Origin of the sequence: Pseudomonas medicaginis, assembly GCF_965119365.1 — a bacterium.
Classification (GTDB): domain Bacteria; phylum Pseudomonadota; class Gammaproteobacteria; order Pseudomonadales; family Pseudomonadaceae; genus Aquipseudomonas.
The window spans coordinates 6,431,254-6,453,208 of record NZ_OZ221631.1; the positions used below are offsets into that span (position 1 = coordinate 6,431,254).

21 protein-coding genes are annotated in these 21,955 nt (G+C 62.9%); 10 read left to right on the top strand and 11 right to left on the bottom strand.

Annotated elements, in window-relative coordinates; genetic code table 11:
• Window positions 1-264: 264 nt before the first annotated feature.
• On the top strand, window positions 265-1,503 hold the full coding sequence (locus ACMTA2_RS28400) for an MFS transporter (protein ID WP_413792731.1): 1,239 nt from the start codon (window positions 265-267) through the stop codon (window positions 1,501-1,503).
• Here the strand turns inward: ACMTA2_RS28400 and ACMTA2_RS28405 are convergent.
• The 3 genes from ACMTA2_RS28405 to ACMTA2_RS28415 are packed head-to-tail and all read right to left on the bottom strand — an operon-like array spanning window position 1,500 to window position 5,220.
• Window positions 1,500-3,701, bottom strand: a complete 2,202-nt coding sequence (locus tag ACMTA2_RS28405) for a xanthine dehydrogenase family protein molybdopterin-binding subunit (RefSeq protein WP_413792732.1) — start codon at window positions 3,699-3,701, stop codon at window positions 1,500-1,502. The two genes, ACMTA2_RS28400 and ACMTA2_RS28405, sit on opposite strands and share 4 nt — an antisense overlap.
• A complete protein-coding gene (locus ACMTA2_RS28410) occupies window positions 3,701-4,702 on the bottom strand; it encodes an FAD binding domain-containing protein (protein ID WP_413792733.1) in 1,002 nt (333 codons plus the stop codon). The genes ACMTA2_RS28405 and ACMTA2_RS28410 overlap by 1 nt, the downstream gene beginning before the upstream one ends.
• Window positions 4,699-5,220, bottom strand: coding sequence for a (2Fe-2S)-binding protein (locus ACMTA2_RS28415; protein WP_413792734.1), 522 nt, complete (start codon window positions 5,218-5,220; stop codon window positions 4,699-4,701). Before ACMTA2_RS28415 ends, ACMTA2_RS28410 begins: the two co-directional genes overlap by 4 nt.
• 225 nt (window positions 5,221-5,445) lie before the next feature.
• Between ACMTA2_RS28415 and ACMTA2_RS28420 the strand changes: the two genes are divergently transcribed.
• Entirely contained in the window at window positions 5,446-5,733 is a 288-nt protein-coding gene (locus ACMTA2_RS28420) for a HigA family addiction module antitoxin (protein WP_413792735.1), read from the top strand.
• Between the two features lie 6 nt (window positions 5,734-5,739).
• Here ACMTA2_RS28420 and ACMTA2_RS28425 read toward each other — a convergent pair whose 3' ends face one another.
• Window positions 5,740-6,306: a DJ-1 family glyoxalase III gene (locus ACMTA2_RS28425; protein WP_413792736.1), complete on the bottom strand. Its 567-nt coding sequence runs from the start codon at window positions 6,304-6,306 to the stop codon at window positions 5,740-5,742.
• Window positions 6,307-6,381: 75 nt separating this feature from the next.
• On the bottom strand, window positions 6,382-6,810 hold the full coding sequence (locus ACMTA2_RS28430; RefSeq protein ID WP_413795736.1) for a DUF4879 domain-containing protein: 429 nt from the start codon (window positions 6,808-6,810) through the stop codon (window positions 6,382-6,384).
• Window positions 6,811-7,038: 228 nt separating this feature from the next.
• Between ACMTA2_RS28430 and ACMTA2_RS28435 the strand changes: the two genes are divergently transcribed.
• The 4 genes from ACMTA2_RS28435 (at window position 7,039) to ACMTA2_RS28450 (ending at window position 11,004) form a co-directional block, all read left to right on the top strand.
• Window positions 7,039-8,334, top strand: a complete 1,296-nt coding sequence (locus ACMTA2_RS28435) for an NCS2 family permease (RefSeq protein WP_413792737.1) — start codon at window positions 7,039-7,041, stop codon at window positions 8,332-8,334.
• Window positions 8,331-9,410: a tRNA (uridine(54)-C5)-methyltransferase TrmA gene (gene trmA / locus ACMTA2_RS28440; protein WP_413792738.1), complete on the top strand. Its 1,080-nt coding sequence runs from the start codon at window positions 8,331-8,333 to the stop codon at window positions 9,408-9,410. Before ACMTA2_RS28435 ends, trmA begins: the two co-directional genes overlap by 4 nt.
• 296 nt (window positions 9,411-9,706) lie before the next feature.
• Window positions 9,707-10,147: a type II 3-dehydroquinate dehydratase gene (gene aroQ, locus ACMTA2_RS28445; protein WP_413792739.1), complete on the top strand. Its 441-nt coding sequence runs from the start codon at window positions 9,707-9,709 to the stop codon at window positions 10,145-10,147.
• Between the two features lie 5 nt (window positions 10,148-10,152).
• Window positions 10,153-11,004 carry a shikimate dehydrogenase gene (locus ACMTA2_RS28450; RefSeq protein WP_413792740.1) on the top strand — a complete coding sequence of 284 codons (852 nt, stop codon included), beginning with the start codon at window positions 10,153-10,155 and terminating at the stop codon, window positions 11,002-11,004.
• A gap of 148 nt (window positions 11,005-11,152) precedes the next feature.
• Here ACMTA2_RS28450 and ACMTA2_RS28455 read toward each other — a convergent pair whose 3' ends face one another.
• Both ACMTA2_RS28455 and quiC read right to left on the bottom strand, forming a co-directional pair.
• Entirely contained in the window at window positions 11,153-11,830 is a 678-nt protein-coding gene (locus ACMTA2_RS28455) for a TetR/AcrR family transcriptional regulator (protein ID WP_413792741.1), read from the bottom strand.
• 104 nt (window positions 11,831-11,934) lie between these two features.
• The gene (gene quiC, locus ACMTA2_RS28460) at window positions 11,935-13,836 is read right to left on the bottom strand and encodes a 3-dehydroshikimate dehydratase QuiC (protein ID WP_413792742.1); all 1,902 of its coding nucleotides are present in this window, start codon (window positions 13,834-13,836) and stop codon (window positions 11,935-11,937) included.
• Between the two features lie 270 nt (window positions 13,837-14,106).
• Here quiC and ACMTA2_RS28465 point away from each other — a divergent pair, with 270 nt between their 5' ends.
• Window positions 14,107-15,444 (top strand): MFS transporter, encoded by a 1,338-nt coding sequence (locus tag ACMTA2_RS28465; protein WP_413792743.1) that lies wholly within the window; start codon window positions 14,107-14,109, stop codon window positions 15,442-15,444.
• Window positions 15,445-15,548: 104 nt separating this feature from the next.
• Here ACMTA2_RS28465 and ACMTA2_RS28470 read toward each other — a convergent pair whose 3' ends face one another.
• Complete coding sequence (locus tag ACMTA2_RS28470; RefSeq protein ID WP_413792744.1) at window positions 15,549-16,427, bottom strand: DMT family transporter; 879 nt, start codon at window positions 16,425-16,427, stop codon at window positions 15,549-15,551.
• A 251-nt stretch (window positions 16,428-16,678) separates the two neighbouring features.
• Between ACMTA2_RS28470 and ypfJ the strand changes: the two genes are divergently transcribed.
• The gene (gene ypfJ, locus ACMTA2_RS28475; RefSeq protein ID WP_413792745.1) at window positions 16,679-17,563 is read left to right on the top strand and encodes a KPN_02809 family neutral zinc metallopeptidase; all 885 of its coding nucleotides are present in this window, start codon (window positions 16,679-16,681) and stop codon (window positions 17,561-17,563) included.
• Entirely contained in the window at window positions 17,564-18,511 is a 948-nt protein-coding gene (locus ACMTA2_RS28480; RefSeq protein WP_413792746.1) for an alpha/beta fold hydrolase, read from the top strand. It begins immediately after the preceding gene.
• A gap of 125 nt (window positions 18,512-18,636) precedes the next feature.
• Here the strand turns inward: ACMTA2_RS28480 and ACMTA2_RS28485 are convergent, their stop codons facing one another.
• From ACMTA2_RS28485 to ACMTA2_RS28495, 3 genes are all read right to left on the bottom strand, one after another.
• Entirely contained in the window at window positions 18,637-19,230 is a 594-nt protein-coding gene (locus ACMTA2_RS28485) for an HAD family hydrolase (protein ID WP_413792747.1), read from the bottom strand.
• The gene (gene tesB, locus ACMTA2_RS28490) at window positions 19,227-20,096 is read right to left on the bottom strand and encodes an acyl-CoA thioesterase II (RefSeq protein WP_413792748.1); all 870 of its coding nucleotides are present in this window, start codon (window positions 20,094-20,096) and stop codon (window positions 19,227-19,229) included. The genes ACMTA2_RS28485 and tesB overlap by 4 nt, the downstream gene beginning before the upstream one ends.
• A gap of 104 nt (window positions 20,097-20,200) precedes the next feature.
• On the bottom strand, window positions 20,201-20,770 hold the full coding sequence (locus ACMTA2_RS28495) for a GNAT family N-acetyltransferase (RefSeq protein WP_413792749.1): 570 nt from the start codon (window positions 20,768-20,770) through the stop codon (window positions 20,201-20,203).
• Between the two features lie 72 nt (window positions 20,771-20,842).
• Here ACMTA2_RS28495 and ACMTA2_RS28500 point away from each other — a divergent pair, with 72 nt between their 5' ends.
• Window positions 20,843-21,763 (top strand): histone deacetylase family protein, encoded by a 921-nt coding sequence (locus ACMTA2_RS28500; RefSeq protein ID WP_413792750.1) that lies wholly within the window; start codon window positions 20,843-20,845, stop codon window positions 21,761-21,763.
• Window positions 21,764-21,955 lie beyond the last annotated feature (192 nt).

A 21,955-nucleotide genomic window follows, 5' to 3' on the forward strand; every position in this document is an offset into this window, starting at 1 on the left:
AGTACCCATGCAGGGAGCCTCGCGCCCCGCAGAGGTCCTTTATGGCGAGGGGATTTATCCCCGTTCGAGTGCGCAGCACTCGCCAAAATCCCCCGGCCACCAAGCACTTTGGGGCCGCTTCGCGACCCAGCGGGGATAAATCCCCTCGCCACAAGATCAAGTCATCGCGAGATCGATGCTTGGCTAACTATTTTTCCAGTCATCGCAACTTCCGGTTACAGCTCGGTGATAATCTCGTGGCATTCACCACCGGACCCGTCATAGATGCCCAGCCAAGCGCCGCTGCTGCTCCGTCACCATCGTCCCTTCATCGCCTTCTGGCTGGCCCGGATATTCACCGCCAGCGGCTTCCAGATGCTCACCGTGGCCATCGGCTGGAACCTCTATCAACTGACCGGCAACGTCCTCGACTTGGGTCTGGTGGGGTTGGTGGAGTTTGCCCCGCGCGTGCTGTTCATGCTCCACACCGGACACGTGGCCGACCGCTATGACCGGCGCAAGGTCGCGGCGCTTTGCCAGTCACTGCAAGCCCTGATTGCCCTGGCGCTGGCGGTCGGTAGCGCCACCGACCATGTCACGCGGGAATTGATCTTCATCCTCGCCTTCCTCCTGGGCGCCGCCCGCTCCTTCGAGATGCCGACCACCCAGGCGTTGCTGCCGAGCATCGTGCCGGCAGGCCTGTTTCCCCGCGCCGTGGCCGCCGCGCAATCGGCCCAGCAGTCGGCCACCATCGTCGCCCCGGCCCTTGGCGGCTTGCTCTACGCCTTCGGCAGTGTCTGGGTCTATGGGCCCACCGTGGTGCTTTACCTGATTGCCTGCTGCCTGATGCTCAACCTGCCCGCCCGGCAGATGCCGCTGAACAAAGGCAAGGCGACGTTGGATTCGTTGCTGGCCGGGATTCGCTTCATTCGCAGCCGCCCGGACATTCTCGGGGCGATCTCCCTGGACCTGTTCGCGGTGTTGCTCGGCGGCGCGACGGCGTTGCTGCCGGTGTTTGCCAAGGACATCCTGCTCACCGGCCCCTGGGGCCTGGGCCTGTTGCGCTCGGCACCGGCGGTCGGGGCCTTGCTGATGTCGCTGTGGCTGGCGCGGTTTGCCGTGGAGCGCAAAGTCGGCCGGGTGATGTTCACGGCGGTAGGCGTATTTGGCGTCGCCACCATTGCATTCGGGCTTTCCACCTCGTTCTGGTTTTCCCTGGCGGTGCTGGTGGTGCTGGGCGCGGCGGACATGATCAGCATGGTGATCCGCGCCTCCTTCGTACAACTGGAAACACCGGATGAAATGCGCGGCCGGGTCAGCGCGGTGAACGGGCTGTTCATCGGCGCCTCGAACCAGTTGGGCGAGTTCGAGTCCGGCCTCACCGCCCACTGGTTCGGCACCGTGCCGGCGGTGGTCATGGGCGGTGTCGGCACGCTGCTGGTCACCGGAACCTGGATCAAACTGTTCCCGACCCTGGCCAACCGTGACCGGATGCACGAACCGGTGGATGAAGCAAAAGCCTAGAGCAACTTATCGAGGGTGATGGGAAAGTCCCGCACCCGCTTGCCGGTGGCATGGTAAATCGCATTGGCTACCGCCGCAGCCACCCCGACGACACCGATTTCACCCACACCCTTGGACCCGAGCGCATTGACGATCTCGTCATGCTCCTCGACGAAAATCACCTCGATGTCGCCGATGTCGGCGCTGACCGGCAGGTGATACTCGGCCAGGTTGTGGTTCATGTGGCGACCCAGGGCGTGATCGGTCAGGGTCTCTTCATGCAGGGCCATGCCGACACCCCACACCACGCCGCCGAGAATCTGGCTGCGGGCGGTTTTCGGGTTGATGACCCGGCCGGCGGCAATGGCGCTGACTACACGATTGACCTTCACCGTCCCCAGGTCTTCGTCCACCAGCACCTCGACGAACACCGCCGAGTGGGTGGCCGTGGCGTAGGCCTGGCGTTTTGCATCCGGCTCGGCGGTGACTTGGGCCTGCAACGGTGTCTCCCCGCTCTTCTGCGCCAGCTCCGCCAGGGCGATACTCGCCTCGCCCAGCCGCAGTTGGCCGTCGACGAACGTCACTTGCTCGAGGGTCGCGCCACTGAAGGCGGGACAGGCCTGGCGAGCCACGGCCAGGAGTTTGTCCTTCAGTGCTTCGCAGGCCTGCTGCACGGCGGTGCCCACCGACGAGACGGTGAACGAACCGCCCTGCAGGGGCGCGGTGGGCAGCGACGAGTCTCCCAGGACAAACGTGACGTTTTCAAGGGAAACGCCTGACGCCTCGGCGGCGATCTGGGTCATGACCGTATAGGTCCCGGTGCCGATGTCCGTGGTGGCGCTGCTGACGGTCAGCTTGCCATTGGTATCCAGCGAAGCCTGGGCAGTGGCCTTCTGCTGCATCGCCTCCCACACGCCGCCGGCCATGCCCCAACCCACCAGTTGCCGGCCTTCACGCATGCTGCGCGGTTCCGGGTTGCGCTTGTCCCAGCCGAAACGACGGGCGCCTTGGGCATAGCACTCACGCAGTTCCTTGCTGGAGTACGGCTTGCCTTCGTTCTCGTTGCGTTCGGCGTAGTTGATCAAGCGCAGTTGGATCGGATCGATCGCCAAGGCACAGGCCAGTTCATCCATGGCGCATTCCAGGCCAACCAGCCCGAGGGCGGCACCAGGGGCGCGCATGTCCAGGGGGGTGTAGACGTCCAGTGGCACCAACTTGTAGGTCAACGCCACGTTGTCGCAGTGATAGAGCATGCCGCTCCACTCCACCACGTGCTCGGTGAAGTCCTCGAAGCGCGAGGTCTGGCCGACGGCGGTGTGCGCCACGGCCAGCAAGCGACCATTGGCCGCCGCTCCCAGCTGCACGCGCTGGAGGGTTCGTGGCCGATAACCAAAGGTGAACATCTGCTGGCGCGTCAGACTGACCCGCACCGAGCGCTTGAGGGCCAAAGCCGCCATCACGGCCAGTGGCAATTGATACTGCGGGCGCAGCCCGGAACCAAAGGCGCCGCCAACAAACGCGGCAAACACTCGTACCTGCTCCTTCTCAAGCCCGAAGACCTTTTGCACATAGGCCTGGCAGTTCTGCGTGCCTTGGGTCTTGTCATGGATGTGCAGGCTGCCATCAGGCTGATACAGCACGGTGGAAGCATGTGGCTCCATGGGGTTGTGGTGTTCAATGGGCGTGCTGTAGGACACGTCCACGCTGAGCGCGGAGCTGGCGTACTCGCCCTGAAAATTCCCACGGGGCTTGGGCAGTTCAGCCGGTGCCGGATGGGCGTCGTTTTGCAGGGTGATCAGATCGGTCTGATGACCCTCGGCTTCGTATTCGATTTCAACGAGCGAACCGGCATACCGGGCCAGTTCAAGGTTTTGCGCCACCACCAGGGCCAGTGGTTGGCCGCTGTAGAGCACCTGGTCGTTGTACAACGGCCGGAACGGCGAGCCGTCCGCCGCATCGGCATCCTGGTAGGGCTCGTCATAGCTGGCGATTCTCGGCCGGTTGGTGTGGTCGATGACCGCAACTACGCCGGGCAGCGCCAGGGCCCGGGAAGCATCGATGCGCCGCACACGGCCACGGGCCACCGTGCCGGACACGACGCTGCCGTGCAGCAAGCCGTCCTCGGGGTATTCAGCGGCGTAACGGGCTTGTCCCGTTACCTTGAGCAGGCCATCGACCCGGTCGAGTGGCTGCCCTATGGATTTGCTCGGAGCGTTCATCAGGCGTGTCCTCCCTGCGGTGCGTTACCCAGCGCGGCATCACTCAAGGCGCGGACAATGGCCCGGCGCGCCAGTCTGACCTTGAAGCCGTTGTGCTCCAGCGGCTCGGCGTTTTGCAGCAAGGCGTCGGCGGCGGCGGTGAAGGTTTCGCGGCTGACGGTCTGCCCGGTCAGCCAGTTCTCCACCGCCCGGTCGCGCCAGGGCTTGTGCGCCACGCCCCCCAGGGCCAGGCGCGCCTGGCGAATCACCGGCCCGTCCAGCTCCAGCGCCGCGGCCACCGAAACCAGCGCAAAGGCGTAGGAGGCGCGATCACGGATCTTCAGGTATTGGCTATGGTCGGCAAAACCGGCGGCAGGCAATTCGATGGCAGTGATCAGCTCATCGTCGGCCAACTGGTTATCGCGCTCCGGCGCATCGCCGGGCAGGCGATGAAAGTCGGCGAACTCGATGGTCCGCGCCCCGCCTCGACCCAGCACATGGACCACCGCTTCCAGGGCGGCCAAGGCCACGCACATGTCGGAGGGATGGGTGGCGACGCATTGATCGCTGGCACCGAAAATCGCGTGGATCCGATTCAAACCGTTCCGGGCCGGGCAACCGCTGCCGGGCCGGCGCTTGTTGCACGGTACGCCCGCGTCATAGAAGTAATAGCAGCGGGTGCGTTGCAGAAGATTGCCGCCGGTGCTGGCCATGTTGCGCAGTTGGGGCGAGGCGCCCGCCAGGATGGCCTGGGCCAGCAGTGGATAACGGCGCTCGATCCAGGGGTGCCAGGCCAGGTCGGCGTTGCTCACCAAGGCTCCGATCATCACCCCGCCGGAAGGGGTCTCACTGAGGTCAGCCAGGGGTAACCCGGTGATGTCGATCAGATGTTCCGGGCGAGTGAGGTTTTCCTTCATCAGGTCCAGCAGGTTGGTGCCGCCGGCGATGAAGCGGGAAACCGGGCTCGACAGATCGACGGCGGCCTGCACGGTGTCGGGCTTGCTGTATTGGAAGGGATTCATTGATCACCTCCCTGCTGGCAAAGTGGCAGAGCGTCTTCGATGGCATCGCGAATGTTGGTGTAGGCGCCGCAGCGGCACAGGTTGCCGCTCATCAGTTCACTGATTTGCGCGCGGGTCTGCGCCCTGCCCTCGTTGGCCAGCCCCACCGCTGAACAGATCTGCCCCGGCGTGCAGTAGCCGCACTGGAACGCGTCATGGGTGATAAACGCCTGCTGCATGGGATGCAATCCGTCATCACCGGCCAGGCCTTCGATGGTGGTCAATTCGGCGCCATCGCACATTACCGCCAGGGTCAGGCAGGCATTGATCCGCTTGCCATCGCGCAGCACCGTACAGGCGCCACACTGGCCGTGGTCGCAGCCTTTCTTGCTGCCCACCAGGTCCAGTTGCTCACGCAGCAGGTCGAGCAAGGTGGTCCAGGGCAACACCTGCAGTTCATGCACCTGGCCATTGAGTGTCAGACGGATCGGATGACGGACGAAGGACGTCGGCGTCGCTTCGGACAGGGTCGCGCTCATGGAACACCTCACGGTTGGTCGTACTCGCGGCGTTTTAGGAAACCGCCGTCATAAGGGGTACGACTTCAGGGTGAGGCGAAGCGTTCAAGGCAATTGCGATGCTGCGGCGATGAAAGAAGCATGGATTCAACAGGCCTGTGCGGTATATATGTACCGCACCGAGTGTAATGTATCGCCTTACACTCTATTCCATGATTAGATCCTTCCAGATCAGGAGGCTGGAACATGCCCATGCACAATCCGCCACACCCCGGCGAAACCTTGCGGTTGGACGTGCTGCCCGAACTGGGCATCACCGTCACCGAACTGGCGCGACACCTGGGTTTCGCCCGGCCTCACCTTTCCCGGGTCTTGCATGGCCATGCGCCCATCAGCCCCGACCTGGCTGTGCGCCTGGAGCGTGCCGGGATCGGCAAGGCCAGGGTCTGGCTGGGCGTCCAGAGCGACTACGATTTGTGGCAAGCCGAGCGGCGCGTGCAACCTGTGATTGAACCTTTCCCACAACACGCCTGATGTCTGTCAGGCCAGTAACTCCGCCGCCACCACACTCCTCACGCCCTTGCCACTGAGTTGTTCCACCAACGTCAAGGCAAACGCCAGGGCAGCGGCCGAACCCTGGGCCGTGATGCAGTTGCCATCCACCACCACGGGTTGATCGACAAAGCTGCAACCGGACAGTTGCTGGCTCACCGCCGGCAGGCAAGTCATGCGCCGCTGGCGCAGGACGCCAAAGGCCTGTAGCGCCAGGGCCGGGGCTTCGGCGATGGCGGCGAAGAAACGTCCGGTGGCGGCCTGGCCCTTGATCAGTTGTTGCAGCGGCTGATGGGCCGCCAGGTGCTGAGCGCCGATGATGCCGCCCGGCAGGACGACCAGGTCGAAATCCTGCACGAGCATGTCCACCAGCATGCCATCGGCCGTCAGGCGCGTGCCGCGGGCGCACGTGAGCATCCGCCGCCCTTCGATGCTCGCCACCACGGTTTCGATCTGCGCGCGACGCAGCACATCGATCAGGGTGACCGTCTGCAAGTCATCGACACCCTCGGCGACGGCGATCAGGGCTCGGGGGATCTTGGTTCCAGGCATCATGGGCGCTCTCCGCTGGGTGGTTCCTGAAGACTAGTCAGGTTTGCCAGGCCGCGTCGGGCAGGTTATCCGGGAAGGTCATTTTATATACAGCTGGGTCGAGATCCGGTTGCCCGGCGCGTTGATCGACTGGTTGCTGAAGCTGAAGGTGCCCTCTTGCTTGCCCTTCAGGTCGAAGATGTACAGGTAGCCGACGACTTTGGTCCGCACGGAGCAGTCATTGAGATTGCCATTGCTGTACGCACACACGGGCGAGCGGGTGCCGTCGACTTCAAAGCCGTCCAGGGTGACATGGGGTTGACGGCCATAGCCGACCTCCAGCACGTAGACCTTGATCCTCGGGCCGTGATCGCAACGCGTCTGCGCCTGCCCCGGGACAATGTCCTCGAAGCCACAGGCCGGTGATTCGACCTTGAGCACCTTGACCTCACTCAAGGGCGGCGCCGAGGCAGCATTGGCAACCTGCCCGGGCAACCACAGGCCCAGCGCGCAGCCCAGGGCCGCCATCAGCTGTTTATTCGTATGAACCATAGAGACCTCCCGGAACCGCGCGCAGTATGGCCCACTTGGCGCGTTGGCAAAACATCGACGACGATCGCAGCCACAACGCCACGCTGCTGGTATGATGCGCGGCTTTTTCCGACCCGCAGAAAATTCCCGGGCGCCGCTGGCGACCTGTGCTTTGCTGTTGAGGTCGATACATTCACGGCGCCGGGCGCGCCACGGGGAGCAGACATGCTGGAAAGGCTGTTTCAACTCAAGGCACACAACACCAACGTGCGGACCGAGATCCTGGCAGGCGTCACGACCTTCCTGGCCATGGCCTACATCCTGTTCGTCAACCCGAGCATCCTCGGCGAAACGGGCATGGACAAAGGTGCGGTGTTCGTCGCCACCTGCCTGGCTGCGGCCATTGGCTCCACGGTCATGGGCCTGATCGCCAACTACCCGATCGCCCTGGCCCCGGGCATGGGCCTGAACGCCTTCTTCACCTACACCGTGGTCCTGCACATGGGCCACACCTGGCAGGTAGCGCTGGGCGCGGTGTTCATCTCCGCCGTGCTGTTCTTCCTGCTGTCGATCTTTCGGATCCGCGAGTGGATCATCAACAGCATCCCGCTGCCGCTGCGCTCGGCCATTGCCGCCGGCATCGGCCTGTTCCTGGCGCTGATCGCCCTGAACAATGCCGGCATCGTGGTGAAAAACCCGGCGACCATGGTCGGCCTCGGCGACTTGAAGCAACCGGCGCCGATCTTCGCGACCCTGGGGTTTGTCCTGATCGTCGCCCTCGAAGCGCTGAAAGTGCGCGGGGCGGTGCTGATCGGCATCCTCGCGGTCACCCTCGTCTCGATTCTCATGGGCTTCACCCCGTTCGGTGGCGTGATGTCGATGCCGCCCTCCCTGGCCCCGACCTTCCTGCAGCTGGACATCAAGGGGGCCCTGGACATCGGTCTGGTGAGCGTGATCTTCGCCTTCCTGTTCGTCGACCTGTTCGACAACTCCGGCACCCTGATCGGCGTCGCCAAGCGCGCCGGGCTGATGGGCAAGGATGGGCACATGCCGAAGATGGGCCGCGCACTGATCGCCGACAGCACCGCCGCCATGGCCGGTTCGCTGCTGGGCACCTCCACCACCACCAGCTACATCGAATCGGCGGCGGGCGTCAGTGCCGGCGGCCGCACCGGCCTGACCGCCATCGTGGTGGCGATCCTGTTCCTGCTGGCGCTGTTCTTCTCGCCACTGGCCGCCAGCGTCCCGGCCTTCGCTACCGCCCCAGCCCTGTTGTTCGTCGCCGTGCTGATGACCTCGGGCCTGGCGGAGATCGACTGGGATGACATCACCGTCGCCGCGCCAGTGGTGGTGACCGCCCTGGCAATGCCGTTCACCTATTCCATCGCCAACGGCATCGCTTTCGGTTTCATCGCCTGGACCGCCATCAAACTGGTGTCTGGTCGTGGCCGTGAACTGAACCCGGCGCTGGTCATTCTGTCGATCCTGTTCGTGATCAAGTTGGGTTGGTTCAACGCATGACTTTTGATTCCCAAGCCTACGCCGCTCAGCTCCAGGACAAGGTCACCCGCTTGCGCGACCTGTTGGCGCCGTTCGATGCACCAGAACCTGCGGTGTTCGATTCGCCGCTGAAGAACTTCCGCCTGCGCGCCGAGTTCCGTCTCTGGCGCGAGGCCGGCGAACGGCACTACGCAATGTTCTCCCAGGACGACAAGCGCACACCGATCCTCATTGAGGCGTTTCCCATCGCCAGCCTGCGCATCAACCAGTTGATGCCGCAACTCAAGGCCGCCTGGCAAGCCAGCGCGCCCCTGAGCCACAAGCTGTTCCAGGTGGAGTTCCTGACCACCCTGGCGGGCGACGCGATGATCACCCTGTGTTATCACCGCCCGCTGGACGAGCACTGGCACGCCGCCGCCTCGAAACTGGCGGCTGACCTGGGCGTGAGCATCATTGGCCGCTCCAAGGGCAAGCGCGAAGTGATCGGCCATGACTACGTGGTGGAGAAACTCGAAGTGGGCGCTCGTACCTTCAGCTATCGCCAGCCCGAAGGCGCCTTCACCCAACCCAATGGCACGGTGAACCAGAAGATGCTCAACTGGGCTTTTGAAGCGCTGGGCGAGCGCAACGACGACCTGCTGGAGTTGTACTGCGGCAACGGCAACTTCACCCTGCCCCTGGCCACCCGGGTGCGCAAAGTGCTGGCCACCGAAATCAGCAAGACCTCAGTGAACGCTGCGCTGAGCAACCTCAGCGAAAACGCGGTGGATAACGTCACCCTGGTGCGCCTGTCCGCCGAAGAGCTGACCGAAGCCTTGAACGAAGTCCGGCCTTTCCGTCGTTTGCATGGCATCGACCTCAAAAGCTACGAATTCGGCAGTGTCTTCGTCGACCCGCCTCGCGCCGGCATGGACCCGGACACCTGCGAGCTGACCCGGCGCTTCGACAATATCCTGTACATCTCCTGCAATCCCGAAACCCTCGCGGCCAACATCGCGCAACTGCACGACACCCACCGCATCACCCGTTGTGCATTGTTCGATCAGTTTCCCTGGACCCACCACATGGAATCCGGGGTGTTGCTGACTCGGCGCTAACCCTTCCTTTCGAGTTGAAGGACTGCCCTGTGGCGAGGGGATTTATCCCCGCTGGGCTGCGAAGCAGCCCCAAGCTCTTCAGTCCTGCAAACGCTTGCGAGCGCCGCGCACTCGAGCGGGGATAAATCCCCTCGCCACAATGCCCTTTTAACCTCGGCAAGCCCCGTTGTTCGATCATCGAACACTTAATGGCCAATGACATCGGCTTTATTTGACCAAATTAACCATCTAGTACAATTTATCTCCACCGGCTGAAACCCTGCCGACACCAACAATAAAAATGTGGAGAAATTGCGATGCCTCCGATCGTTCTGGTGCTCAACGGCCCGAACCTGAACCTGCTCGGCACCCGCGAGCCGGCAACCTACGGCCATGAAACCCTGGCCGACCTCTCGGCGCTGTGCGGCCGTGCCGCTGAAGAATTCGGCCTGGCGGTGGAGTTTCGCCAGACCAATCAGGAAAGCGAACTGCTGGACTGGATTCACGGTGCCCGAGGCCGATGCGCCGGTATCGTCATCAACCCGGCGGCCTGGACCCACACCTCCGTGGCGATCCGCGACGCCCTGGTCGCGAGCGAAGTACCGGTGATCGAAGTCCACCTGTCCAACGTCCACGCCCGCGAAACATTTCGCCACCACTCCTTCGTCTCATCCATCGCCATTGGCGTGATGTGCGGATTTGGCAGCCACGGTTATCGCCTGGCCCTCGAACATTTCAGTCAGCGGTTGAAGGGTTGATGCCCATGTCGAATATCACTGTGCTGGCCGGCCTCATCGGCGCGGGCATCCAGGCGTCTCGCACGCCCGCGCTGCATGAACAGGAAGGCGATGCCCAAGGCATGCGTTACCTCTATCGGCTGATCGACCTCGACGCGCTGAACCTCGACAGCGGCGCCCTGGCCGACCTGCTGGTGGCCGCCGAACGCATGGACTTCACCGGCCTGAACGTCACCTTCCCCTGCAAGCAGGCGATCATCCCGCTGCTGGACGAACTGTCACCCGAGGCCCGCGGTATTGGCGCGGTCAATACCGTGGTGCTCAAGGAGGGCAAACGCATCGGCCACAACACCGACTGCCTGGGGTTCGCCGAAGGTTTTCGCCGTGGCCTCGGGGATGTGGCGCGCAAGCGCGTGGTCCAGATGGGCGCCGGTGGCGCAGGCGCGGCGGTGGCCCATGCGCTGTTGCTGGAGGGCGTGGAAACCCTGAGCATTTTTGACGTCGAGGTCAGCCGTGCCGAGGCGCTGGCGAACAACTTGAATCAACATTTCGGCGCTGGCCGCGCCCGCGCCGGGCATGACCTGCCCACCGCCATGGCCGAGGCCGACGGCCTGGTGAACACCACCCCCATGGGCATGGCGAAGCTACCGGGCATGCCGGTGCCAGTCGAGCTGTTGCGGGGCGCCTTGTGGGTCGCGGAAATCGTCTACTTCCCACTGGAAACCGAGCTACTGCGCAACGCCCGGGCCATCGGCTGCCGCACCCTGGATGGCGGCAACATGGCAGTGTTCCAGGCGGTGAAGGCCTTCGAACTGTTCAGCGGCGTGGCGCCGGATGCGCAGCGGATGCTGGCGCATTTCCAAAGCATGAATCACTAAAGCCTGGTGATAAATCCTTTGTGGGAATGATTTGTGGGAGCGAGCTTGCTCGCGATGACGGTGTGTCACTCGCAATCGATACTGGCTGATCGACCGCTATCGCGAGCAAGCTCGCTCCCACACAAGCCCGCTCCCACAGACGAGGGTGTCAGGCCTGTAAGTATCTCAATACCGATTCACAGACCATCTCGCGATGCCGCTGCTTGATCGCTTCGTCCGACAGGTCGATCTGAAAGATCTCGCCAAACGTCTGGCGATTGGACACCCGGTAGAAACAGAACGAATTGATCAGCAAATGCACATCCAGCGGCTCGAGCCCGGCACGGAACACGCCCTCTTCGGCGCCGCGCCGCAGGATCACGCCCAGGGAATCGAGGATGGTGTTGGTCATCGCCTTGATCGCGCCAGACTGCTTCACGTACTCGGCGTTGTGGATGTTCTCGATGCAGACGATGCGCACGAAATCCACATTGCGGTCGTGGTGGTCGAAAGTGAACTCCACCAGGCGCCGGATCGCGTCCACCGGGGCCAGTTCAGCCAGATGCAGGCGGCTCTCGGTGGTGCGGATGTCACCGTAGAGCTTTTCCAGCACCTCGACGTACAACTGCTCCTTGCTGCCGAAGTAGTAATAGATCATGCGCTTGGAGGTGTGGATGCGCTCGGCGATGGCGTCGACCCGGGCGCCGGCCAGGCCTTGCTGGACGAACTCGACGATGGCTTCCTGAAGAATGTTTTCCCGGGTCTTTTCCGGGTTGTTCTTGCGACTCTTGCGCGGCGTGGCGACAGGTTCGTCGAGCGCTGCGGAAAGCTCTGGATTCATAGTCATTGCGGGGCTCACGGCCGTCACTGCACAGGCTGGCGATTATGGGCCGCACCGTGCACTGAAGGAAGCCACGGCACGGCCCATTACCACTACGTTTTACGATTTCCCTACAACTTGGCGTGCCGCAAGCCACCGCTGCGGGACTTGGCCATGGCCGCCAGGCGCACCGCGACATTGGCGGCGCCATAACCGCCGTAACCGTTCTTGCGCTGGATGATCTCGAAGAAAAACCGCCCTTCGAACGGCTCGGTGTAGACGTGAAACAGCTCACCCCCCTGGGCGTCGCGGTCGTACAACACGTTGAAATAGGCCAGTTCGCTGAGGAACTCGTCGTCGAAATCGAAACGCGCCGCCAGGTCGTCGTAGTAATTGAGCGGGATGTCCAGCAATGGCACGCCAGCCTCCTTGGCCCGGCTGACTTGGGCAAAGATGTCGTCGCAATCGAAGGCGATGTGATGCACGCCGGAGCCCCGATAACTCGACAACGCGTGTGAGATCGCGGTGTTGCGGTTCTCGGAAATGTTCAACGGCAGTCGGATCGAGCTGCAACGGCTGCGTAGCGCACGGCTTTTTACCAGGCCATAGGGGTCGGGCAAGACCACTTCGTCGTCGGCCTCGAAATCCAGCAGGCTCTTGTAGAACAGCACCCAACTGTCGAGGCTGTCGGCCGGCAGCGCCATCGCCATGTGATCGATGCGCTTGAGCCCCGCGCCGATGACCGCCACCGTTTGCAGGTTGAAATCGGTGCCGTAGACGTCGGCCTCCTGGTCCACCAGGTAAATCAGGCTGCCATCCGGTGCGCGCACCGCCGCCAGCTCCAGCTCATTGGGCCCCACCAACCCGCGATAGGGCTGGCCCTTGTAGGCAACGGCCCGCTCCAGGGCGCTGGCACTGTTTTTCACCCGTACGGCGGTGGCACACAACGACGGGCCGTGAGCTTCGAAAAAACTGTGGGCGAAGGAGTACGGTTCGCTGTTGAGGATCAGGTTGATATCGCCCTGGCGCAGCAGGCTGACATTCTTCGAACGGTGCTGGCCGGCCTTGACGAACCCCAGCCGCTCCAGCCAATGGGAGAGCTTGGCGCCGAGGTTATCGTCCACGGCGAACTCCAGGAATTCGATGCCGTCGTATTCGCAGGCCGGTGGCGTGGCAAACAGGATATCGGCGTTGCCAGCGGCGCTCGCTTCTTCGGCCAGGCGCTGGCGGGTCTTTTCTTCCAGGTACAGCAGCGAGCGCAGGCCGTCGGCGGCATTGGCCCGTGGCGGCGCGGCGCGGAAACCGTCGTTGAAGATTTCCAGGGACAGCGGCCCGGTATAACCACTCTTGATGATCGGCGCCAGGAACCCCGGCAAGTCAAATTCGCCCTGCCCCGGAAAACAACGGAAATGCCGGCTCCATTCCAGGACGTCCATGGCCAGGATCGGGGCGTCGGCCATTTGCACGAAGAAAATCTTGTCGCCGGGGATCTCGGCGATCGCGCTCGGATCGCCCTTGAGGGACAAGGTATGGAAGCTGTCGAGCAGCACGCCCAGGCTCGGGTGGTCGGCCTGGCGCACGATGTCCCAGACCTGTTGATACGTATTGACGTGGCGTCCCCAGGCCAGCGCTTCGTAACCGATGCGCAAGCCACGCGCACCGGCCCGTTCGGCCAGCAGGCGCAGGTCATCGATGAGAATCCGTTCATCGCCGACGCTGTCGGCCGAGGCATTGCTGCACACCAGCACCAGGTCGGTGCCCAGTTCCTGCATCAAGTCGAACTTGCGCTCGGCCCGCTCCAGATTGCGCGACAGGCGATCGCGGCGGCAGCCTTCAAAGTCACGAAACGGTTGGAATAGCGTGATGGCAATGCCCAGGTCGGCGCACATCTGCCTGATTTCCCGAGGGCTGCCATCGTAATAGAGAAGGTCGTTCTCGAAAATTTCCACCCCGTCAAAACCGGCGGCGGCAATGGCTTCGAGTTTTTCCGGCAAGGTACCGCTCAAGGATACGGTGGCAATGGAACGCTGCATGACTTCGGCTCCCGGGACAGGCATCGGCTACAAAAGGTGCGCCGCTTTTGAAAGAGTCAGCCGATTATTGAGCTGCCGGTTTCTTTCAGCAATTTAATATGTACCATCCGGTTAGTTTTTTGGGCGATTATCGAACAAAATGCCGATTGCCGAATTGACGATTTTTTGCTCACTGCGCACCATCGGCCCCACATTGACGCAGGCCTTGATGCCGACGGCAATGGACAGCCCCAGACCGACCATAAGAATTTCAAAAAACGGGTACCCGCTATGTTTCCTTCCCAAAGTTCCCGCCTGGCCCCTGGCCTGGGTGCCTCCACCGACAGCGTCGCTGACAAGATCCGCAGTGCCCTGGCCGTGGGCAAGACCCGTTGGGGCATGCTCGCCCTGGTGTTTTTCGCCACCACCCTGAACTACATCGACCGTGCCGCCCTCGGCGTCATGCAGCCGATCCTGGCCAAGGAAATGAGCTGGACGGCGATGGATTACGCCAACATCAACTTCTGGTTCCAGGTCGGGTATGCCGTCGGCTTCGTGTTGCAGGGGCGACTGATCGACCGGATCGGCGTCAAGCGCGTGTTTTTCTGCGCCGTGCTGCTCTGGAGCCTGGCGACCGGCGCCCATGGCCTGGCCACGTCGGCGGTGGGCTTCATGGTCTGCCGCTTCATCCTCGGTCTCACCGAAGCCGCCAACTACCCGGCCTGTGTGAAAACCACCCGGCTGTGGTTCCCGGCAGGCGAACGGGCCGTGGCCACTGGTATTTTCAACGCCGGGACCAACGTCGGCGCGATGTTCACCCCGATGCTGCTGCCGCTGGTCCTGCATGTCTGGGGCTGGCAGGCCGCGTTCCTGTGCATGGCCGCCCTGGGCGGGATCTGGCTGCTGTTCTGGGGCCTGAAATACTTCAACCCCGAAGACCACCCCAGCGTTAAGCAATCTGAACTGGACTACATCCAGGCCCAGGACGAACCGGACCAGGTCCGCGTACCGTTCTCACGCATCCTGCGCATGCGCGGCACCTGGGCGTTCGCCCTCGCCTACTCGATCACCGCGCCGGTGTTCTGGTTCTACCTCTATTGGCTGCCGCCGTTCCTGAACCAGCAATACAACCTGGGCATTAACGTGACCCAGATGGGCATCCCGCTGATCATCATCTACCTCACCGCCGACTTCGGCAGCGTGGGCGGCGGCATCCTGTCGTCGTTCCTGATCGGGCGCGGGCTCAATCCGATCAAGGCGCGACTGGTGTCCATGCTGCTGTTCGCCTGCTGCATCATCGGCGTGATCATGGCCGCGGGCGCAAGCAACCTGTGGATGGCGGTGTTCGCCATTTCCCTGGCCATCGGTGCGCACCAGGCCTGGACCGCCAACATCTGGAGCCTGGTGATGGACTACACGCCCAAGCACATGATGAGCACGGTGTTCGGCTTCGGCGGCATGTGCGCGGCCATCGGCGGGATGTTCATGACCCAGTTGGTGGGCCACGTCCTCACGATCACCCATAACAACTACACCGTACTGTTCACCCTGATTCCGGCGATGTACTTCATTGCCCTGATCTGGCTGTACTTCATGGCGCCGCGCAAGGTGCCAACCCTGGAAAGCTGATTAGTCATTGAGGCAGGAACCCAGCTTTGTGGCGAGGGGCGGTGCGACGTTTCGCTAAATCCCTCGCCGCAGAGCCATCACTTCCCCGGTCCAAACAGATCCGGTTACTTGCGCCGCTGTTGCCACGCCGCCGCCAGCCCACTCAAGCAGATCAGGGCGATGCCCACCACGGTGGTCAGCGTCGGCGTATGGTTGAACAGCAACCAACCCAGCAGGCCGGCAAACACGATCTGGCAATACCCGAACGGCGCGAGCAGCGCCGGGGCGGCAAAACGGAAGGCCTGGGTCAGCATCAGGTGCGCCGTCATCCCGCAGGCCCCCAGCGCCAACATCATCGCCCCGTGCGCCAGGCTCGGCACTTGCCAGAAGAACGGCACCAGCGCACTCATCACCAACGTGTTGCACAGGCCAGCGAAAAAGTTGCTGGTGGTCGGGCTGTCGATCTCGCTGAGTTTGCGCGTGAGCAGTTGGTAGAAACAGAAAAACAACGCCGAACAGAACGGCAACAACACCGCCGGGGTGAACAGATCGCCGCCGGGATGGACGATGATCAACACCCCGATAAAACCGAAGATCACCGCAATCCATTGACCGCGCGTCACGCGTTCGCCCAGCAACGGCACCGACAGCGCAGTCACCAGCACGGGCGCGAGGAAGTTGACCGCCGTCGCTTCGGCCAAGGGTATGAACATCAGCGCGGTGGTGAAAAACAGACTGGTGCCCAGCAGGCACAACGCCCGGGCCAACTGCCACATCGGACGCTTGGTACGCAGCACCCGCAGCCCCGAGCGCGGCAGGAAAATACCCGCCATCAACAACGTGTGCACCACGTAACGTGCCCAGACCACCATAACGATCGGATAAAAGCCGGAAAGGTATTTGGACAATGCGTCATGACTGGAGAACAGGAACGTTGCGATCAGAATAAGCACGATGCCCTTGAAAGCCTGATTGACGCCGGAGAGCGGTGTGCTGACGGTCATGAGGGAAACCTGCGTTGCTTGATGTAAGGGCCGTGACGCACGATGCAGTTGTTGGGCCAGCGAGCATGCCGATAAGTTCTGAATCCGCAGTGTAATGAAAATTCCGGAGCCCGGCAGGATCGGCTCACCGATGAACCAAAACCCATGTCCGTTGCCTGACAGCTCAAGCGCGGCGCGCACCTTGGACGCCTAAAAGCTAGACTCACCGCCACAGCAGTCATTTCTCGCAGGGTCATTCAGAGGATTCCCACATGTTATGGAAAAAAGGTCGCCGCAGTGACAACGTGGTGGACGCCCGTGGTGACGGTGGGGGCGGTGGCGGAATGCGTTTCGGCGGCGGCAAGGGTTTGAGCCTGACGGCCATTCTCCTGATCGTCGGCATCGGCTGGATCACCGGCCAGGACCCGATGCAGATTCTCGGTCAACTGGCCGGGCAGATGGACCAATCCGCGCCCACCTCATCACAGACCCGCCAGGCGCCACCGGCCAACGATGAACAGGCCGAGTTCGTGCGCTCGATCCTGGGCGATACCGAAGACACCTGGGGCCAGGTTTTCCAGCAGGCCGGACGCCAGTACCAGCAACCCAAACTGGTGCTGTTCAGCGGTCGGGTCAACTCGGCTTGCGGCCTGGCCTCCTCGGCGACCGGCCCCTTCTATTGCCCGGCGGACCGGCAGGTCTACCTGGACATGAGTTTCTTCAAGGAAATGTCCCAACGCTTCGCCGCCGCCGGCGATTTCGCCCAGGCCTACGTCATTGCCCACGAGGTCGGGCATCACGTGCAGACGCTGCTGGGCGTGTCGGCGAAAATCCAGGAAGCCCGCCAGCAAGGCCGGCAGATGGAAGGCGACGGCGGCCTGTTGGTACGCCAGGAGTTGCAGGCCGATTGCCTGGCCGGCGTCTGGGCCAACCATGCGCAAAAACGCCTGAACTGGCTGGAGCCGGGGGACATCGAAGAGGCCTTGACCGCCGCCAACGCCATCGGCGATGACCGCCTGCAGCAACAAGGCCAGGGTCGCGTGGTGCCGGACTCCTTCACCCATGGCACTTCGGCGCAACGAGTGCGCTGGTTCAAGACCGGCTTCGCCCAGGGCCAGGTCAGCCAGTGCGACACGTTCGCGGCGAAAAGCCTGTAGATGAAGTGGGGGACGTTGATCGGGCTGGTGCTGTGCTGCGCCGTTGCCCAGGCCGAGGAGCACGGCGTCAAGGTGGTCGCCCAAGGACGCCTGCAACTCAAGGGTGGTGCCATGGTCGTCGCCGTCAGCCCGCCCCCGGCGTCCATCCAACGCGTGCTGATCATCCTCCATGGTCGGCTGCGCAATGCCGACACCTACCTGCACAGCGCCGAAAAGGCTGCAGGGCAAGCCGGGCAGCAGGGCACGACCCTGATCATCGCCCCGCAATTCCTCAACGAGCAGGACGTGGCTCGCCACACATTGCCCAATGATCTGCTGCGCTGGCGGGGCAACGACTGGATGGCCGGTGGCTTGTCCACAGGGCCCAATCCGATCAGTTCCTTCCAGGTCCTCGACGACATCGTCGCGCGGGTCAGTGACCGGCAGCAGTTTCCCGAAGTGAAGGACATCGTCATCGCCGGCCATTCCGGCGGCGCCCAGGTCGTGCAGCGCTATGCCCTGCTCGCCCACGGCCCCTTCAGGATCAGCCCGCGCTTCGTCGTCGCCAACCCGTCGTCCTATGCCTACTTCGATGCGCAACGGCCCATGGCTTTCGACCCTGCCAGTTGCCCTGGCTTCAATCATTGGAAGTACGGCCTGCAGAACTTGCCAGCCTACGCGGCGGGGCAAACGCCCGCGCAACTGGAAGATAACTACGTCAAACGCGACATCGTCTATTTGCTCGGGCAACAAGACACCGACCCGGAACATCCGGCGCTGGATAAAGGCTGCGAAGCACAGACCCAGGGACCGTATCGGTTACTGCGCGGGCATTTCTTTTTTGACTACCTGACCCGACGTCATCCCGAGGGATTGAACCAGCGGCTGATCGAAGTGCCCGGGGTGGGGCATAACGGGGATGGGATGTTGACTTCGCCTGAGGGGCTGAAGGTGTTGTTTGGGCAGTGAGTTTTGTATCGGCTGGACGGGCTTCATCGCGAGCAAGCTCGCTCCCACAAAGTTTTCTGCATTGCCGCATATCCACTGTGGGAGCGAGCTTGCTCGCGATAGCGGCTAGCCAGCCAATATCCATCTCAAGCCGAAAGCATCCGCCGCAACTCCCCACAATCGCGCGCATGCCAGTCCGTCAGCTCCGGCCACGGGTTATCCGGCAGGTTCACCAACACCGTCCGCGCCCCTGCCGCACGCCCGCAGTCCAGGTCGAAGCGGTAATCACCAACCATCACCATTGTCTCGGGCGCCACGTCCCAGGCCTGCGCCAGCTTCAACAGGCCCCCGGGATGCGGCTTGGGTGGTGCCTCGTCGCGCCCCAGCACATCCTCCACGGCGAAACAGTCCGCCAGGCCAATGGCCTCCAGGGTCACGTGGGCCAGCTCGCGGGCGTTGCGGGTCAGGATGCCCAGGCGATAGCCGCGCCCGGCCAGCTCTCGCACCAAATCGACCGCGCCCGGTGCAGGCTTGGAGCCCAGCGCCAGGTCCCGTTCGTGTTCCAGCAACCAGGCATGCTTGGCCGCCGCTTCTTCGGCGGGCAACCCTGCCAGATGCGTGAGGATGTCATCTTCAGGCGGAATCGCCAGGGCCACGCGGATCGCCGCAAAGTCATGGACAGCGATGGTCAGCGTGCCATCCATGTCGAACACCCAGTGACGAACCTCGGACAGGCTCATGCCCAGTCCTTGCGATGGCGAATCAGGCCTTCCTGGGTGACCGAGGCCACCAGTTGCCCGGCGCGGTTGAACACGCTGCCCCGGGAAAAACCACGGGAATTGCCGGCCCACGGGCTGTCCATGGCGTAGAGCAACCAGTCATCGGCGCGCAGGTCGGCATGGAACCACAAGGCGTGATCGAGGCTGGCGACCTGCATGTCTTTGTGCCACACCGATTTGCCGTGGGGCAGCAGCGAAGTGGTCAACAGGCCGAAGTCCGACGCGTAGGCCAGCAGGTATTTGTGCAAGGCCGGCGAATCCGCCAAGGCGCCATCGGCACGGAACCACACGTATTTGACCGGGTCGGCCGGCTGCGGGTTGTAAGGGTCTTTTTCGGTGACAGGGCGTACTTCGATCGGCTTGGGGCACAGCAGTTTTTCGCGCATGTGCTCGGGCAGCAGGTGCGCACGCTGCTGGGTCAGTTCCAGCTCGGACGGCAGGTTCTCCGGCCCGACGACTTGCGGCATGGTGCTCTGGTGCTCAAAGCCCTGTTCGTCGTACTGGAAAGACGCACTGCAGGTAAAGATCGGGTGGCCCTTCTGGATCGCCGTCACCCGACGGGTGCTGAAACTGCCACCGTCACGCACCCGGTCCACCTGGTAGACCACTGGCAACGCGGCATCGCCTGGACGCAGGAAATAACCGTGCATCGAATGCACATGGCGCGCCTCTTCCACGGTCTGGCTGGCCGCCGACAGCGACTGGCCCAGTACCTGGCCGCCGAACAACTGGCGAAACCCCAAGTCCTGGCTGCGACCGCGAAACAGGTTCTCTTCGATCGGTTCCAGGGTCAGCAGGTCGACCAGATCTTCCAACACGTGGCTCATTCAGACTTTCCTCACACAGCGCAATACCGCGCAGTCTACGCTGCGGCGGTGGATCGATTGTTGGCCCAGGCCATTCGGGCGGGCATTGTAAACGTCCGTGTCGGCTAACCGTGCAGGGTCTGCAACCACTGCTCACGATTGATGCGATAGAGCACATGGTGACGCAATGGATGATCGACTGCGAGTTTTGGGTGGTCGAAATCGTCAGCCGGGTCGTGGTGCATGCCGATGGCCTGCATGACTTTTTGCGATGGCAGGTTATCGACCGCGGTGAACGCCACCACTTCGCCCAGCAATAATGAGTCGAAAGCACACCGCAGTGCCGTCCACGCCGCTTCGCTGGCATACCCCAGCCCCCAGTGCTCCCGGGCCAGACGCCAGCCGATTTCGATGGCCGGTGTGAACGGCGCGTCGAACCCGACCACACCGAGCCCGGTAAAGCCAATGAAGGCCCCGGTGTCCTTGCGTTCCAGCGCCCACAAACCAAAACCGTGCTCGGCAAAATGCCCACGTACTCGGCCGATCAGGGCGGCGCTTTCCAGACGGCTCAGGCGCTCGGGAAAGTAACGCATCACCTGCGGGTCTGCGCACATGGCGGCAAATTCCGGCAAGTCATCATCGCGCCACTGCCGTAGCAGCAGCCGTGCGCTTTCCAGTTCCAGTATCGGCTCCATTTTCACTCCCTTTCCATGCCCTGAGTCTACATCGCTGGTAGGATCCGTCATTCAATCACTGCTGAAAACACCATGCCGCTGCCGTTGATCTATCACGAAGACTACAGCCCCGAATTCCCGGCGGAACACCGTTTCCCCATGGACAAGTTTCGCCTGCTGCGCGATCACCTGGTGGACAGCGGCCTGACCTGTGATGCGGACCTGCTGCGCCCATCGCTGTGTCCGCCGGACATTCTCGCCCTGGCCCACGACCGTGCGTATATCGAACGCTACATGGGCGGCGAGTTGTCCCGCGAAGACCAACGGCGACTTGGCCTGCCCTGGAGCGAGGCCCTGGCCCGCCGAACGGTCCGCGCCGTGGGAGGTTCGCTCCTGGCCGCCGAACAGGCCCTCGAACACGGCCTGGCCTGTCACTTGGCCGGCGGCACCCATCACGCCCACTACGACCACCCGGCCGGGTTCTGCATTTTCAACGACCTGGCGGTGATCAGCCGCTATTTCCTGGCCAGCGGTCGGGTCTCGCGGGTGCTGATTTTCGATTGCGATGTGCATCAGGGCGACGGCACCGCTCGAATACTCCATGACACCCCGGACGCCGTGACAGTTTCCTTGCACTGCGAAAAGAATTTTCCCGCACGCAAGGCGCAAAGCGACTGGGACATCCCACTGCCGATGGGTCTGGGCGACGCCGCATACCTGAACGTGGTGGACGATGCGCTCAACTACCTGCTGCCGCTCTACCAGCCGGACCTGGTGCTGTATGACGCGGGCGTCGACGTACACAAGGACGACGCCCTCGGTTACCTGAAGCTGACGGACGAAGGCCTCGCCGCCCGGGACGAGAGCGTCATGCGCCATTGCCTGGGACGCGACATCCCGGTGGTCGGCGTGATCGGCGGAGGCTACAGCAAGGATCGCCAGGCCCTGGCCCGCCGCCACGGAATCCTGCATCACAGCGCACAACGGGTCTGGACGTCATCAGGCTGTCACTGAAACCTGGGCTTTACCCACAATGCCTGTGGAGCGGCCTGTGGATAACCTGAGCGAAACGGCCTACAGGCTATGCTGGCTGTAGCGTACGGAGGCTTGGCTGTTTTTTGATCACTTCCTGGGCAACACCACCCACCCCCTGTGGGAGCGAGCTTGCTCGCGATAGCGGTAGGTCAGTGACACTCATGTAGCTGA